This window comes from Chitinophaga sp. GbtcB8, from assembly GCF_019091455.1.
In the GTDB taxonomy this organism is placed as follows: domain Bacteria; phylum Bacteroidota; class Bacteroidia; order Chitinophagales; family Chitinophagaceae; genus Chitinophaga.
The window spans coordinates 716,036-729,895 of the sequence record NZ_JAGXJN010000001.1; the positions used below are offsets into that span (position 1 = coordinate 716,036).

Here is a 13,860-nt window from a genome sequence, read left to right on the forward strand (position 1 = left end):
CTAGGGTTCGAGTCCCTACGGGGTCACTTAGTGGTAAAGGGTTTCAGCCGGTTGAAGGTTGGAACCCTTTAAAATTTGCAAACAATTTGCAAACACTAAGGTTACTGGGCCTTTTGCAATCCTACGAAAGTGTTTAAAAGAGCTTTTGAAAAAGAAGGTGTTTACTATTGTTATAAAGTTACTGAATTACCTTAAACCCCATCAATCCATTCTCCATTTATTTAACTAAGTGTAAAAGCACGTTTAATACAAAAATTCAGGGGCGCACCATACCCCTGAACCCCCAGGCGGGGATACAAATAATAAAACAGAAAAATCAGCAGCCACAAAGACAAACGCACAAATTGAGCAGAAAACTCCTATCTGCTGTTATCTCAATTACTACCCATACACATAACATTTCAATTACCAAGATTCACCGGTTGCTCCAAATAATTGAATCAGCAACAACAATTCCTCTGTTCATTGTTTGTATCCCCACCTGGGGGTATGGGAGCAGCGATTGCCCCCATATTTTTGTATTATAAAAACCAGGTAAAGACCTGGTTGTATTATGATTATTGTCTCACTCCTTTACTATGCCTATTAAAACTTATGCTAATCTCTTTGGAAGAAAAGACTTAAGTTTCAACCAATATGTCAAAGAACTTCTTATATATATTGAAATACCTGCTTAATAATATCAGCAATCCTGACTTTTGTTTACAGGCTTGATTAATCAACTAATAGCTCTCAGCTCTGCCAAATGCATATTATGTTCATATCTATCTTATAAAATACTATTATCCCTACTCTATATTAATTGTCTTCAATGTAAAGCCCATCCATCGTAATAGTTTTTTCAGAATAATGCAAAGGGTACTTTATCGGTTATGATTACGGTACTTTTCACAATAATCCCATAGTTCTTCAAATGCTTCATCAAATACCGCTATTATCTTTTCCTTTTCCGCATTACTCAGGATAGTGACATCTCTCATCTTACGATAGAAAGTGGGCGTGCTCCATAGGCACTCCTGACCTACATGATCTCTAAAAAAAATTGGGAAGGCTATCAATCTTGAATAAATATCTTTTAGCATATTACCAGGGCCTGGATCTATTGTCTGCTTCATTATTGAGACATTTAAATCATTTAAGACAATGGTAAGCTATGGGGTACGCATAAAAAAAGCGCAGGCCACAACTTACCGTCTTAGAGGCACGGCCAAGCGCCTTGGGAACGGGTAAGTGGGCCCACGCTATAACATGGGCACTTCACTTATCCTCTCGTTCCCTTTTGAAAATTGGCCGTTTCCTAAGACGAGAATTTAAGCGAATGCTTCAAATCAGTTAGAAGATTCGCAAACTTATATTTTAAATGCTTAATTGCATAGAACAAAGGTAAGGTAAAATATTTGATTTCAAAGTATAAAAATTAGATGTATAAGTATATTTATTTGAATAATAAGTATTTTATTGATTTTTATCGTAGTTCTACTATCTTTTCGCATATTATATAGCGTTATGGCTAAAACGTATGACGAACTTTTATCGGAGCTAACCGAAACCGAAGAAGGCAAGGACAAGATTAACATTGTCAAAAATGCTTTACTGTCCGAAACAATGGACGATTTTAAGCAACTGTTTGCCATTGTAGCCAGGACAACCCTACAGACCTTATTAGGTATATCATTTTACGCATTTCCCAAAAAAGTGGCTAATCCGGGCCTGTTTACATTAGATGAAATAGACTTTATGGCGGAACTGTTTAAGGTGGAGTTTGATGTGATGTTAAGGTTTATTAGAAAGGCCAAGAAGGGAAAGGGGAAGCGTAAGGGGTGAATTCTAAAAGTTGAGCATATTTTGCCAGCCCTGTTTAAGCATCAAGCATTCCAAATAATCTTTCGGCTGCGTTTGCTTCCCCTATATTCAAATTTGCAACTTCTTTTTTAATGGTCCCAGGTACCTTCTCCTTTCTAACGCGAGATCAAAGGAAGGTGCTTCAGGCATAATCTGTATCTAGCTTTCATATACCTAATTAATTTTACGTATAAGTTATTGATATTGTATACAAATTATAAAAATGATAAAATAAAGCACAATTCTCTATTTTATTAACATAAATGTTAATTATATTTACATCAATGAATACGAAAGAATATTTATTTGTGTGTAAACTTCAGATTAATGAATTTTGGGACCAAACATGTCAAGATAAAAATATACGCCGGTGACCATCCACCACCACATTGCCATGTAGAAAGAGCTGATGGTACTGTCACAAGAGTGACCCTACCAACATTCATAATTTTAACTGGACCTCCTCTTTCAAAAGGGGAAAGGGAGATGATTGAAGACAAACTGGATGAGTTGTGCGACTATTTCGACCAGATGAATCCAAAGACACACTAAAAAGAATTTTATGAAAAAGTGGGATGAACTTAACTACCAAAAAATAAGAGAAGCCAAGCTGGACGGCGATGAATTGGTGGCCGTTTTTCGAAATGGCGACAGTATCAACCTGCCCCTTGTAAAGGTACTGCCAGTAGGATCCGATCCAGTCAATGCTATTCTAATTACCTATAATGAATATGAATTGCATTTCGACTCGAATAAGGATACAATAGTTGTTCCCTGGGATAGATTGAGAGTATTGACTGACCCGGATTTTGCCAAGGAAATGGCGGCAAAAGCGGAAGAACATGCTCAGCAGGTAGGTGCAAGACTGAAAAATTTAAGGGAGAGAAAAGGGATTAAAAGCAATGAATTAGCCGAAAGGGCAGGAGTTACTCCACAAACCATCACAAGAATAGAAAAGGGTTATACTGATGTGAGCTTTGCCACGTTGAGAAAAATACTCGCTGCTATGGGATACACTCTTAAGGACCTGGCTAACGAAGAATTGGCTTCTGAAAGGCAAAGGGAAACTAGTAGCTTCAAAACAATTTTAAGAAAGTTAAATAAAGCAGGTATTGATGCAACACTTGTGAGAAAAATATTACCGGCTGAAATTCTGCAAATTTTGGAATCCAAACTGGACAAGATTCCTTCACTTCTTGCTGATGAGGTTTCCTTTTATCTGAACAGGATATTTGGCTGGGACAAAAATGAAATCTGGAAAGAAAATGATTTCGAGTTTGTTGAAAGCCCGGCACAATTTGCCTATTTCAAGACACCATCTAAAGGTAATATAACACAAATAAAAGCCTATTCACACTATGCTTATTATATAGCTAATATTGTCAGGAAGGCGAATATACAAGAGCCTTCTTTGGAGTATCCAGAAAGTCTAGAAGATTGTAAAGAGATATTTCTACAGAAGTATCGTACAATAGAATTCGAAAACCTTGTAAACTTTGCTTGGGATCTCGGTATTCCGGTAATCCCGTTAAATGATTCCGGAATATTTCATGGAGCATCTTGGAATATCGACAATAATCATGTAATCGTATTGAAGCAAAAGACAGAATCTCATGCGAGATGGACATTCGACTTGCTTCATGAACTTTATCACGTTTTCGCACATCTTGAGAAGCCCAATACTTCAATTGTCGAAATGAGCGAACTGAATCCTTATGAAAACGACTCACCGGAAGAAGCAGAGGCAAATACCTTTTCTAATCAATTTATATTTGAAAAGAACTCGGAAGGTTTAATCAATCGATGTTTGCAATTAGCAGACTACAGGATGGAATCCCTGAAAAAGGCAGTGACTGAAATCTCCGAAGATGAAAACATTCCGGCGGATTATCTGGCAAACTATCTGGCCTTTCGCTTGCAGTTAGGTGGAAAAAACTGGTGGGGTACTGCACAGTCCTTTCAAAAGATTTCTCCTTCACCATCTTCTATTGCTGCGAAGGTCCTAAAAGAAAGAATACAGTTGCAAACCATCGATCCAATTGATAGGAATTTGCTGGCAACAGCAATAGAAAACTAAATCTTTTTAAAATGAAAGAAAGAAAGAAATTCAAAAGAGTAGTGCCGGAAGAAATAAAGATAACTGATCTTACAGTACTGGATATCACATGTGGCACTACGAAGTGTAGTGAGGGATTTCATTGTTACAGTCAGAAGAAATCAAGCATCAGGAAATTTGGTAAAGAACGAGTTTGCAAGGAATGTGGTGCAGACCTTATCGACTGGGAGAGAATTCATAAAGGTGGATTGAAGGAAGTGGACTTTATTTTCGAATCACTGCAGTCCGAAATAATCAGGCATGTTTTCTGGCATACGCCTATTCAGGAAGATGCTCTCGAAAAAACATTTGCAAATGGATACGATACCACAAAAGCCATTGCGCTTAAGCTGCTAAAAGCGAGGATAGGCAAATACAACTATTTTATGGATGGCCGGCAAACGCCAATGGGTAAGGATGAGATTGTCAATTATGCGCAACACGCTACTGCCACCTGCTGTCGCAAATGTCTGGAAACATGGCATAATATTAATATGGAAGTGCCACTTACAGAAGAACAACTGGAATACTGCGCTGAACTGGTTATGAAATATATTGCTAGGAGAATACCGGGCCTAACAAAAGAAGGAATTACTGATGAAGAACAAGTAAAAAAGCTAGCACGTGAATTTAATTAAGACAGACGAATACTCTGCGAAGCTAAGAGGCAAGGGGATTGACATCGTCAATAGGAAAATCCTCATAAGCAATTATTCTGGCAGCGAGCAGGAAAAGGATCTTACTGAACCTGCAAATTGCAAAGGCTTTGGTAGAGTCAGGCACTTTAAACTTCGCAGGTCTACGGATTGGCCAGTTAATCCTCTTCCTATCGTGCCTGCACTCAAGTATCTTCAGTTGCCGGACGATTCAGAGGTACGCGCTCAAATATTTCAGAACTCTATTTGCAACTGGCGATGCTGGTATTGTTATGTAGACTTTAAACTTCTAAACGGTGACAAACGTTATTCCGAATTCTTGAGTTGTGATGATCTCATTGATCTGTACCTGGCAGAAAATGACAGACCCTTAATTATTGATCTATCCGGGGGACAACCCGATCTTACACCGGAATGGATCCCATGGATGATGGAAACGCTTCGAAATAGAAACCTGGAGGATAAAATTTTTCTTTGGTCCGATGATAACCTAAGCAATGATTATTTTTGGCAATATCTCTCTGCAGAACAAATAGAGCTTGTTCGCACTTACCAACGGTATGCCAGGGTTTGTTGCTTTAAGGGGATCAATGAGGAGTCATTCATCATCAATACAAAGTCCGAAGGAAAGCTTTTTGATAATCAGTTTCATTTGTTTAAGAGACTATTTGATTTAGGTATTGACCTTTATGGCTATATTACACTTACATCTCCATCGGCAACAAAGTTCGAGAACGATGTACCAGTTTTCCTGGATAAAATTCAGCGAATCCACTACAACCTGCCTTTAAGGATTGTTCCCCTGAAAATTTATGAATTTAGTCCAACAAAAGATAGGAAAGATTACGACCAGCAGGATTTGCTGACAGGACAACAAAAAGCGATTGCCATTTGGCAAAACGAACTACGAAAAAGATTCCCAGATAATTTACTGGCCTTGCCAATAACTGATATCCCCCTGAACTAACTATTTTATCAACCTCAAAACCCTTCCTATGTACGAAGCATATCTGGAAAAAGCTATCTTAAGGATCTGTAGTCAACCGAGAACCTTCGAGTACATTAGTAAAAATTTAAGTGGGTTGGATCCTACAGTTGTCAATAGAATCCTTCGGCAGCTTGTGGAAAAAGAACTTGTGGTGTCGATGGACGGTTATTGGGTCATCAAAGAGGTTAGCACTAACAAGAACCTGGAACTCTATCCCAATGATGAGAAGATATTTCTTCAAAAGTACATGGGGTATTTTGATTTTCTAAAAACACCACATCCTCTGGATTTTGAATGGCGAAACTCAACTAAAAGCCTTCATCGGTTACTCAATCGGTTGACGGAAATAAATAACCCCCATGATAAAATACTCCTTCTCGGCATGCCAACCCTTTTTGCAACAGCAATTCAAAAGGACGTGCCGAACCAAATAACATTAATTGAGCGAAATAAGCCCATTGTACAATCGTTAACAACACAAATAACAGATAAGAGACGATTTAATATTTACGAAGCGGATATCTTCAAGATTGAGCCTGCTTCAATCAGTGACCATTTCTGCGTTGTTATGGACCCGCCTTGGTATACTGAGCACTTTAAACAATTTATGTGGCTCGCTGCAAGTAAAACAGAACTTGGCGGCATTGTCATAATTAGCCTGCCTCCGATCAATACAAGACCCAGTGTTCCTGAGGAAAGAATTGATTGGTTTTCATATTGTAATCAATTGGGGCTTTGCTTGGAAACACTTGCCCCTCAACAGCTCCAATATTCGATGCCTTTCTTTGAGTTTAACGCGCTTCGGGCAGCTGGCATTACTGACATTCTGCCATTCTGGAGGAATGGTGATCTGGCAATTTTTCGAAAAATTGACCAGGTTAAGATAAGTAGACCAACGATTGTTATTGAGGAAAACAGTTGGATTGAAAAAGAATATAATACTGTTAGGATTCGGGTGAAGAATCAGAATGATGTCGTTTCGTGCGAAGATGGTGCCCTTGAAATTTCGCACCTTGTGCCCAATGATATTCTTCCGACGGTGAGTGCGCGCCACGAGAAAAGAAAACTTGCGAATATGATGACCTCGGGTAACAGGATATTTGCAGTGAATCATCCGAAAAGATTCCTACACAATCTGGAATTACTTACTCAGGGGAAATATGAAGATACCCAGGACTACCGAAGTGTAGAAAAATTTATGACAATCATCGCTGATCTCGAAAAGCGGGAATATAAGGACTTTATAACTTGGATCTATTATGAAATGGAAAGACAAACTGATTAAGGATGTTATGAACAAGCTGACTTTAAGTAATACGAGTTCGATTCAGCTGAAGTCGAGTTTTGAAGCCGAACAAGTAAGTATACATCTAGCGATTTTCAGTGAACCGTTTTTAAGCTTACTCTTCAATGGGAAGAAGAAGATTGAATCCAGATTTTCAGTAAATAACGTTATTCCTTACAGGAAAGTTTTTAAGAACGACATAGTGCTTGTGAAAAGAACTGGTGGGCCGATACTAGGGGTGTTCTTTGTTAAAAGTGTGAACTATTATTCAAATTTAAACCCCTCAAAGGTTGAAGAACTTGAGAAGTTGTATAGTGAAAATGCATGTTGGAATATCGACCCGGAATTTTTAGAGAGTAAAAAGGTTAGCAACTTTCTTACAATTATCGAAATAACATCTGTCCATAGAATAGATCCGATTGAAGTTGATAAAAGTGACCGGACAGCATGGGCCATTATAAGGCCTGGATTTACTAATACATTATTTGATTTTAAAACCTAAAAAATGATAAACACACTTATAGGCATTATTGGTCCCACTTGTTCAGGGAAATCAACGGTGACTAGGATGATACAAGAGTTTGTTATTGTAGATGTTGTGTCATTTGGCAAATATTTATACGATTATAGTATTGAGAATAACTTGCCTACAGACAAACCGTCCTTACAGGACTTGGGAAACTCGTTCATTCATGGAGATCCTGAGGCTTTTTTAAGAAGCGTGCTCAATCATGGGATGACAGGTAAAAAGACGGTGCTTATTGAAGGAGTGCGGCATAAGATAATTTTTGATTTCTTGAAGAAACTCAGCGCCAATAGCCATTTTATCTACGTCGATGCTAGTAGCATGACTAGGTACCTACGGTACTGCGAGCGAAACCATTTTTCTCCTGAGGAGTATACATTTGATCAATTCGAATTAATGGAAAATCATATAGTTGAGTCAGAAATAAAATTCCTGAAGGAAAAGTGCGACGTCCTTATCGAAAATGATGTGATAGATATTAATGAACTAAGTACCAGAATATCTTCTATTATAGAATATTTCAATTCAGACGTTTTTTAATCCAATACTGAAATAGGATGAGATGTATTTTTTGTAAAGGAGATTCCTCAATGTCAAAAAGTGTTGAACACATTGTGCCGGAATCACTAGGTAATAAAAGAAATGTACTGCCACAGGGGATTGTCTGCGATACCTGTAATAATTACTTTTCTATCAAGATCGAAAAGCAGCTGCTTGACCAGGATTTCTTTAAGAGCTTACGCCACAGGAACAAAATAGAATCCAAAAGAAAACGGATACCAAAGGGAAAGGCAATTATCCCACACACCAACTATGAAGCGGAGGTGATATTGGAAAGGGGGCAGCCAGCCACACTTCGGTTAGATCCTGCTTCATTTGATGCGGTGAAAAGCGGTAAAGTAACCTACATTGTTGTCCCGTATGTTCAAGAACCAGATAAAACAAACAGAATAATTGCGCGATTTTTAGGAAAAATGGCGTTGGAGGCTATTGCACAGCGGCTTACCAAAAATATAGACGGTCTAAATTATCTTATCAATGACGAGCAATTTGATCTTTTGAGAAAGTATGTGAGATATAACTCGGAGAACATAATTTGGAATTACCACGTAAGAAAAATTTATGCTGAAGATGCTCCATTTATTCTAAATGATGGTACGACAACCGGGATGCTTTATGAATATGATATTCTTGTGACGGAATTGGAAGAATGGTATTTTATAATTGTTCTTAAAGGCTACGAATTTGCAATCAATATTGGTGGACCTTCATTGGACGGCTATTTATCTTGGCTTGAAGAGCATCAGCACCGAAGCCCTTTATATGTGACTAGCAAATATTCTTCTGATTTCCCCATACCTCCGTTTCCGGAGAAATAATGAAGAGAAGTAGCTTAACAGGTTTATAATGTCGATTGCTACCTTATAAAACCAAAGGACAATTAAATTTCTCCATCGTAGAGCAAGTTGCTTTGGAGAATCGCCGGATTGAACAATTATTCCTATTCTGGCTTGAGTTACTGGAGGTTATAATCCCAATGATTGGGACTGTCTTTTTTTCTTCTTTTTTCTTTTCTTACGCCACTCGTAAGACACATAATTTGAATAATCCGGTACAGGCTCCAGCCAAAATTTCAGCAGTTCGCCAATGCTTTTACTAAGGTCATTTGTCAATACAAAGTAGTGAGTATTTTTATTTTCAGGCGGGTTGGGCCATAATTTAATACCCTTCGTTGTAACTCGCCGGTGAGGGGTTTGTCTCCCGATAGGGTCGTTTATTTCACCGCACCTTTCCATAATGCGTTTGGCACTATAGTCTCGTCCCAGGTCGCTTCCGTTAAAAACGGTATGATTTCGAAGATCAATGAAGGTTATTCCATAAATATCTCCTCGCTTATTTTCCCTTAGCACGATATGAATTTGTTGTCTTGCCAGCGCCACCTTCAAGTCTTCTAACAAGGCATTGGGATCCCTGAGGAGGGTTATATCGATCCATGTTTTGATATGCTCCCTGTGTTTGGAAAGCTTTAGAGAACGATTCTGCGAGAACTTTTTTTCCAAAAAAGCCAATGTTGGCTTATTATGAATGGCACTAGCCTTAATTGGGACGCCGATAGGATTACCCTGTTTATCAAGTACCCGATAAAGTAATCCCTTATTCCTATACATTCGTGAATCTTCGGCACCTCGGTCGGCTTTTATATTATACAATGCTAAAACTGCATTCAGTTCCGGAAGTGATGAAAATTTATACACTTTTAATATATGGTCCAGGACGTTGGTAATAGCGCGTCGGGTTTCCGATTTCCCGTAAACTGCAGCCAATACATGTTCAGGTCGCAGTAACATCGAGTCTTGTTGATGCCGCCCCTTTGCCTTTATTAACCGGTGGGCCATTTCTATGGCTTCACACGCTATTCTTGACTGATTGCGGCCAATATTGTGCATGTCAATTTTATTTCCATTTGACCGGATATTGGTAGTCACAATATGGAGGTGCGGGTGGCCCGCATCATTGTGCCTGTATACAAGATAGGGCTGGTTCCCGAACCCGATCATCTGCATATAGCTTACGGCAATTCGTTTCATTTTTTCATTATCCAGCAGATCTTCGGGGTGAAAGTTGAGCGAAATATGTACACTATTTGCTTTTACTTCTTCACGCAAGGAAGCCCGGTGCTCAAGAAATCTCAACTTGTCGTAGAAGTTCAGGTGCTCCAAATCTTTCGAAAAATTCACCGCCATAATATTTTCAGCCACACCTTGCTGAACTTTCTTTTCATTATAGTTGAGTGTTCTGGAGAGGCTATCTGCTCTTTTTATCCGTGCAACCATAGATCTGAAAGTTTATTTATGCTGGATTTTATTTCATCAATCTTGGCCGATATGGGTTTATACTGTTGCCTGGCTTCAAGATAACAGGGTAAAATATCAGGAACTTGCCGAACTGCATTCAATTTTTTAACCGCCTGGTTAAAGTTGTTGCCAATAGCACTTAACTGGTTGCGTAGCAAAACCATGTCCGTCAAAAAGTCATCTATTGATTGATTTCTGGTATAATTCACAACCTTTTCCCCCATTATAACTTTGCGCAGGAAGTCGCTTAGTTTGCGGGATGTGGCAGTATGGAAGTGTTTTTCTATTTGCTGAAATTCCTCCGGTGTGAATCGTAAGGTCACTCGTCGGGTCCGGTTTGACTTGATATCTTTCATCACAATTCCATTTTCTCAGTTAAAAATATTGTACCAATCAGGTTCTTGCCCAGATACAAAACACGGTGCCGGGTAGTTCCCATTTTAATCTGCCGGATGGCAAAAATATCGGCTGCATGCTGTTGGTGAACCATCCCCTGCGACTCCGGAGCAAATTGGGGGAACCCGTTTGTCAGACAAACGGACATCTTGCAAGGTGCGGTTCCAGGCACCTTGGGTTAATCCATAGAGCGCAAGCCCTGGGCGACCAATTCATGCATATGTGCGTTATTAAATAGCTATTAGAAGGGTGTTATAAGTGTCTGCCTTTTGCCTGGTTTTGTTTTTTACTATGCTCATATCGTATAAGCCAGCTGTTAAGATCTTTATGATGCTGGTAAAATTCACTCCTATCAATGTACCTATTGCTCCACTTTAATGCCTGTTCAGTGTACTTCATCCCTGCGGTATCCCTGTCAAGAAAGAGATGAATTTGCTGGTGAGCTTCCATGACATGCCGGGATTTGTTGAAGAAAGCAAGAGAATTGAGTACAAGAAAATTTGTCAGTGCCGGTTCATTTTGATATTTAGTCAAGTAAGCCAGGTAGGAAAAGAACCCTTCAAAAACAGCCACCTCCTTTTTAAGATTGTCGATAAGTGTAACATCTTTTGGTGAGCTGCTGCCTTTGAAATTTGCGTTACGCAACTCAAATCCACCTGAATTGTTTTTGAAACCGATGGCATAAAACTGGTTGCCGGCCAGTTCATACCTTACCTCATAACATGATTCTTGTGCAATGGAAATAGAAATACATCTTTGCCGCAGATAGTAGCAAAGTGCAGGAGAAGTGATAGGGGAGTATGAAAGTATTTTTATTTTCTTTTCAGCCGCAAGCTCTGGCCCACCGATGTGGGTGGCTAAAACAGGAGCTGCGTCCAAAGGCGGGTGAAAAGAAAAAGACGATTGCAACTTTTCCAATAATTCAGAAACGGAGCAATTATGATACAAAATACCAAAGTCAATAATATTACCACCTTCCCCGATGCCATGGTCAAACCACACGTTCATCTTCCGATTGACTTTAAAGGACGGTGTTTTTTCAATTCTTAGTGGTGAATGATACCAGTGGTCCGATCCTCTTATTTTCTCTGGTTTGTACCCAAGCGAAAAAAGATAGTCTACCAGGTCAATTTGCTTCGCCTGGGCAATTGACAATTTTTGAGAATTCATAGCGGCAGAATTTAAAATGAGCGTTGACGGTTTTTCTTCACATAATCCAGCACCTCGGAGCGGAGAAAGTAAACACGTCCCCGTTGCTTATGACGGGGCAGCCCGCGTTTTACCCAATCATGGAGGGTAACCAGGGATATTCTGAAAATGCCTGCAATCTCTTTCCTTGAAAGTAATGGCTCTTCATATTCAGCGGGTGGTTGGGCACTGTTGATAACGTTGTTCCCCATACATTCTAGCACAGCTTCCCTGATCCACTTGCGGAAATCGTTCTCATTTGGAATAAATAAAGTGTCCATATAAATTTATTTTATGGACACAAATGTGGTTTAGAGAAGGAAGGAAGTCAATGATGGATTAGTCATGGATTTTTATAGGTTGAGTAATAATTGGTTATATGTGGTATAGTTAAGTGAAAAGGGATAAATAAGCGATTAGTAAAAGAAATCTTCCAGTGCCTCGATTAATTTTTTGACTTTGATATTTTCGGGTTTCAATCTATCCCGGCACTCTTTTATATATTTTTCTATAGTATTAATTTTCTTGTCCTTGAACCCATCAAAGTGTAAGAATAGAATGGATGCTAAATCCTGGTTCGGAAACTTCTTGAATATCTGTTCACTCTTTGCAATTCTATCAGGTGCTTTAGTTGTCTGTAGCAGGTAGAAAACCTGTACCAGCTTTTCCAGATGGTTATGATTATTTAGCTGAATGTCACCGGTTGGAAGAAAGCTGGTTACCCATTGAGCAAGTTCATCTTTTTCAGGAGAAACCTTTTCTGAAATATCGTCTTGCCCATTTTCGGTGATAGCCTGTATACCTTGCTTTGGTTTTTGTGGAATAGGAAGTATCTGGTGAGCCTGGTTTTCTTGTTTCTTCTCGGTTACCCAGTTCAACGCTGATTGCAATTTTAAACGGGTTCCATCCCGGGATTTTCTTTCCAATCTTTCAGAAAGCTCACAATAAAGGAAATGTAAAAAGCCCTCGCTATCTTCGTAAGCTTGGTAATGAAACTCCAGGTATTTAAAAATCTCCTCCTTATCATACCATGGCAGTTTATTAAAAATCTCGTTTTTATACTGCCTTTTATACGGCTCTTCAGGAAAGTACAAATAATAATCCTCTTGGTATGAGCCTATCTTATACTGAAAGTAGGGAGTAAAACGGCCGTGATTATTAGAGGAACTGGTACGAAAGCCAAAATCCCTTAGCATGTTTCGTAGGAACATATTGGAAAAAATCCTTTTCATCCAAATCATATCGCACAATTTTTCCAGGTTAAATAAAGCCTTGTCTCTAAAACTACTAAAATAAAAGTCAGTCGGCAAACCCAAAAAGTCCTTGTAGGATTTTTTACGCGTTTCCAGGCCACACAAAGTAGCATTCATTTGTACCAATATAAAATGGATTTGAGGGAAGCGGGGGATTAATAAAACATGAAATATATTTTTGTCCGAATCTCCATGAGAATAGCCTCTATTAATATGGGGAGTGCTTTTATTGAGATAGTAAACCTTTGGGTCAGGAAAGCAAAAATTTTTAAATAATATGGATTTAGATGTGTCATGATAAACAGGAATAACTTCCTGCCTTCATTTTTAAATTTGGCAATTAAAGTCGTTATATAATACTGAGCAGTTATTAGATTGGCGTCATTCAAATAATCAAATACTTCATCTATGATGAGAATAGCGTTTTCCTTCTTCAACTCAGATAGCCTATAGGTAGAAATTGCAGCATACAAACTGAAACAACATAGAAATTTATCTAACGACCTTGATTCGAAATATAAACTCCGTACTGTCGGATTTTTCGAAAATCAGCCCCGTTCGGAAATTGCACAGAATCCTTTTGGCGGGTTAACTTACCAGAAAGTGTCAATTTATAATAAAAAAAAATATATACAACTATAAAATTTAACGATTAACAAAAATATTCTTATATTTAAAAAGTTCAGATGCATTTTTATTACCCTAAACCTAGCAAATAATCAATGGTTGTTTCTCCCATGGTTGTCAAGCATTACATATACCCCAAGTTCGAAACT

At 38.6% G+C, this 13,860-nt stretch carries 15 protein-coding genes and 1 tRNA gene (1 of these 16 running past the window's edge); 10 read left to right on the top strand and 6 right to left on the bottom strand.

The window, feature by feature from the left end:
• Positions 1-26 (top strand) — tRNA-Lys (locus KVT36_RS02925); it begins 55 nt to the left of the window's first position.
• 837 nt (positions 27-863) lie between these two features.
• Here KVT36_RS02925 and KVT36_RS02930 read toward each other — a convergent pair.
• Complete coding sequence (locus KVT36_RS02930) at positions 864-1,115, bottom strand: hypothetical protein (protein WP_217601978.1); 252 nt, start codon at positions 1,113-1,115, stop codon at positions 864-866.
• A gap of 391 nt (positions 1,116-1,506) precedes the next feature.
• Here KVT36_RS02930 and KVT36_RS02935 point away from each other — a divergent pair, with 391 nt between their 5' ends.
• The 9 genes from KVT36_RS02935 to KVT36_RS02970 all read left to right on the top strand — a co-directional run bounded on the left by KVT36_RS02935 (position 1,507) and on the right by KVT36_RS02970 (position 8,771).
• The gene (locus tag KVT36_RS02935) at positions 1,507-1,824 is read left to right on the top strand and encodes a hypothetical protein (protein WP_217601979.1); all 318 of its coding nucleotides are present in this window, start codon (positions 1,507-1,509) and stop codon (positions 1,822-1,824) included.
• A gap of 345 nt (positions 1,825-2,169) precedes the next feature.
• On the top strand, positions 2,170-2,394 hold the full coding sequence (locus KVT36_RS33110; protein ID WP_217601980.1) for a DUF4160 domain-containing protein: 225 nt from the start codon (positions 2,170-2,172) through the stop codon (positions 2,392-2,394).
• Between the two features lie 10 nt (positions 2,395-2,404).
• Entirely contained in the window at positions 2,405-3,919 is a 1,515-nt protein-coding gene (locus tag KVT36_RS02945) for a helix-turn-helix domain-containing protein (protein ID WP_217601981.1), read from the top strand.
• Positions 3,920-3,930: 11 nt separating this feature from the next.
• Entirely contained in the window at positions 3,931-4,575 is a 645-nt protein-coding gene (locus KVT36_RS02950) for a DUF4186 family protein (RefSeq protein ID WP_217601982.1), read from the top strand.
• Positions 4,562-5,560, top strand: coding sequence for a radical SAM protein (locus KVT36_RS02955; protein WP_217601983.1), 999 nt, complete (start codon positions 4,562-4,564; stop codon positions 5,558-5,560). The genes KVT36_RS02950 and KVT36_RS02955 overlap by 14 nt, the downstream gene beginning before the upstream one ends.
• Positions 5,561-5,588: 28 nt before the next feature.
• Complete coding sequence (locus tag KVT36_RS02960; RefSeq protein WP_217601984.1) at positions 5,589-6,866, top strand: hypothetical protein; 1,278 nt, start codon at positions 5,589-5,591, stop codon at positions 6,864-6,866.
• Positions 6,841-7,368, top strand: a complete 528-nt coding sequence (locus tag KVT36_RS02965; protein ID WP_217601985.1) for a hypothetical protein — start codon at positions 6,841-6,843, stop codon at positions 7,366-7,368. Before KVT36_RS02960 ends, KVT36_RS02965 begins: the two co-directional genes overlap by 26 nt.
• A gap of 3 nt (positions 7,369-7,371) precedes the next feature.
• Entirely contained in the window at positions 7,372-7,932 is a 561-nt protein-coding gene (locus KVT36_RS33115; protein ID WP_368669992.1) for an AAA family ATPase, read from the top strand.
• Between the two features lie 17 nt (positions 7,933-7,949).
• Positions 7,950-8,771 carry an HNH endonuclease gene (locus KVT36_RS02970; protein ID WP_256449933.1) on the top strand — a complete coding sequence of 274 codons (822 nt, stop codon included), beginning with the start codon at positions 7,950-7,952 and terminating at the stop codon, positions 8,769-8,771.
• A gap of 147 nt (positions 8,772-8,918) precedes the next feature.
• Here KVT36_RS02970 and KVT36_RS02975 read toward each other — a convergent pair whose 3' ends face one another.
• The 5 genes from KVT36_RS02975 to KVT36_RS02995 all read right to left on the bottom strand — a co-directional run bounded on the left by KVT36_RS02975 (position 8,919) and on the right by KVT36_RS02995 (position 13,201).
• The gene (locus KVT36_RS02975) at positions 8,919-10,226 is read right to left on the bottom strand and encodes a relaxase/mobilization nuclease domain-containing protein (RefSeq protein WP_217601987.1); all 1,308 of its coding nucleotides are present in this window, start codon (positions 10,224-10,226) and stop codon (positions 8,919-8,921) included.
• A complete protein-coding gene (locus tag KVT36_RS02980) occupies positions 10,211-10,603 on the bottom strand; it encodes a hypothetical protein (RefSeq protein ID WP_217601988.1) in 393 nt (130 codons plus the stop codon). The genes KVT36_RS02975 and KVT36_RS02980 overlap by 16 nt, the downstream gene beginning before the upstream one ends.
• Positions 10,604-10,895: 292 nt before the next feature.
• Complete coding sequence (locus tag KVT36_RS02985) at positions 10,896-11,813, bottom strand: toprim domain-containing protein (RefSeq protein WP_217601989.1); 918 nt, start codon at positions 11,811-11,813, stop codon at positions 10,896-10,898.
• Between the two features lie 11 nt (positions 11,814-11,824).
• On the bottom strand, positions 11,825-12,112 hold the full coding sequence (locus KVT36_RS02990) for a helix-turn-helix domain-containing protein (RefSeq protein WP_217601990.1): 288 nt from the start codon (positions 12,110-12,112) through the stop codon (positions 11,825-11,827).
• Between the two features lie 135 nt (positions 12,113-12,247).
• Positions 12,248-13,201, bottom strand: coding sequence for a hypothetical protein (locus tag KVT36_RS02995; protein WP_217601991.1), 954 nt, complete (start codon positions 13,199-13,201; stop codon positions 12,248-12,250).
• Positions 13,202-13,860 lie beyond the last annotated feature (659 nt).

What these genes read in the sequence shown, in the direction of transcription:
- KVT36_RS02930 (WP_217601978.1), bottom strand. Translation starts at nt 1,115, where the DNA reads ATGAAGCAGACAATAGATCCAGGCCCTGGTAATATGCTAAAAGATATT.
- KVT36_RS02935 (WP_217601979.1), top strand. Translation starts at nt 1,507, where the DNA reads ATGGCTAAAACGTATGACGAACTTTTATCGGAGCTAACCGAAACCGAA.
- KVT36_RS33110 (WP_217601980.1), top strand. Translation starts at nt 2,170, where the DNA reads ATGAATTTTGGGACCAAACATGTCAAGATAAAAATATACGCCGGTGAC.
- KVT36_RS02945 (WP_217601981.1), top strand. Translation starts at nt 2,405, where the DNA reads ATGAAAAAGTGGGATGAACTTAACTACCAAAAAATAAGAGAAGCCAAG.
- KVT36_RS02950 (WP_217601982.1), top strand. Translation starts at nt 3,931, where the DNA reads ATGAAAGAAAGAAAGAAATTCAAAAGAGTAGTGCCGGAAGAAATAAAG.
- KVT36_RS02960 (WP_217601984.1), top strand. Translation starts at nt 5,589, where the DNA reads ATGTACGAAGCATATCTGGAAAAAGCTATCTTAAGGATCTGTAGTCAA.
- KVT36_RS02965 (WP_217601985.1), top strand. Translation starts at nt 6,841, where the DNA reads ATGAAATGGAAAGACAAACTGATTAAGGATGTTATGAACAAGCTGACT.
- KVT36_RS33115 (WP_368669992.1), top strand. Translation starts at nt 7,372, where the DNA reads ATGATAAACACACTTATAGGCATTATTGGTCCCACTTGTTCAGGGAAA.
- KVT36_RS02970 (WP_256449933.1), top strand. Translation starts at nt 7,950, where the DNA reads ATGAGATGTATTTTTTGTAAAGGAGATTCCTCAATGTCAAAAAGTGTT.
- KVT36_RS02975 (WP_217601987.1), bottom strand. Translation starts at nt 10,226, where the DNA reads ATGGTTGCACGGATAAAAAGAGCAGATAGCCTCTCCAGAACACTCAAC.
- KVT36_RS02980 (WP_217601988.1), bottom strand. Translation starts at nt 10,603, where the DNA reads ATGAAAGATATCAAGTCAAACCGGACCCGACGAGTGACCTTACGATTC.
- KVT36_RS02985 (WP_217601989.1), bottom strand. Translation starts at nt 11,813, where the DNA reads ATGAATTCTCAAAAATTGTCAATTGCCCAGGCGAAGCAAATTGACCTG.
- KVT36_RS02990 (WP_217601990.1), bottom strand. Translation starts at nt 12,112, where the DNA reads ATGGACACTTTATTTATTCCAAATGAGAACGATTTCCGCAAGTGGATC.
- KVT36_RS02995 (WP_217601991.1), bottom strand. Translation starts at nt 13,201, where the DNA reads ATGAATGCTACTTTGTGTGGCCTGGAAACGCGTAAAAAATCCTACAAG.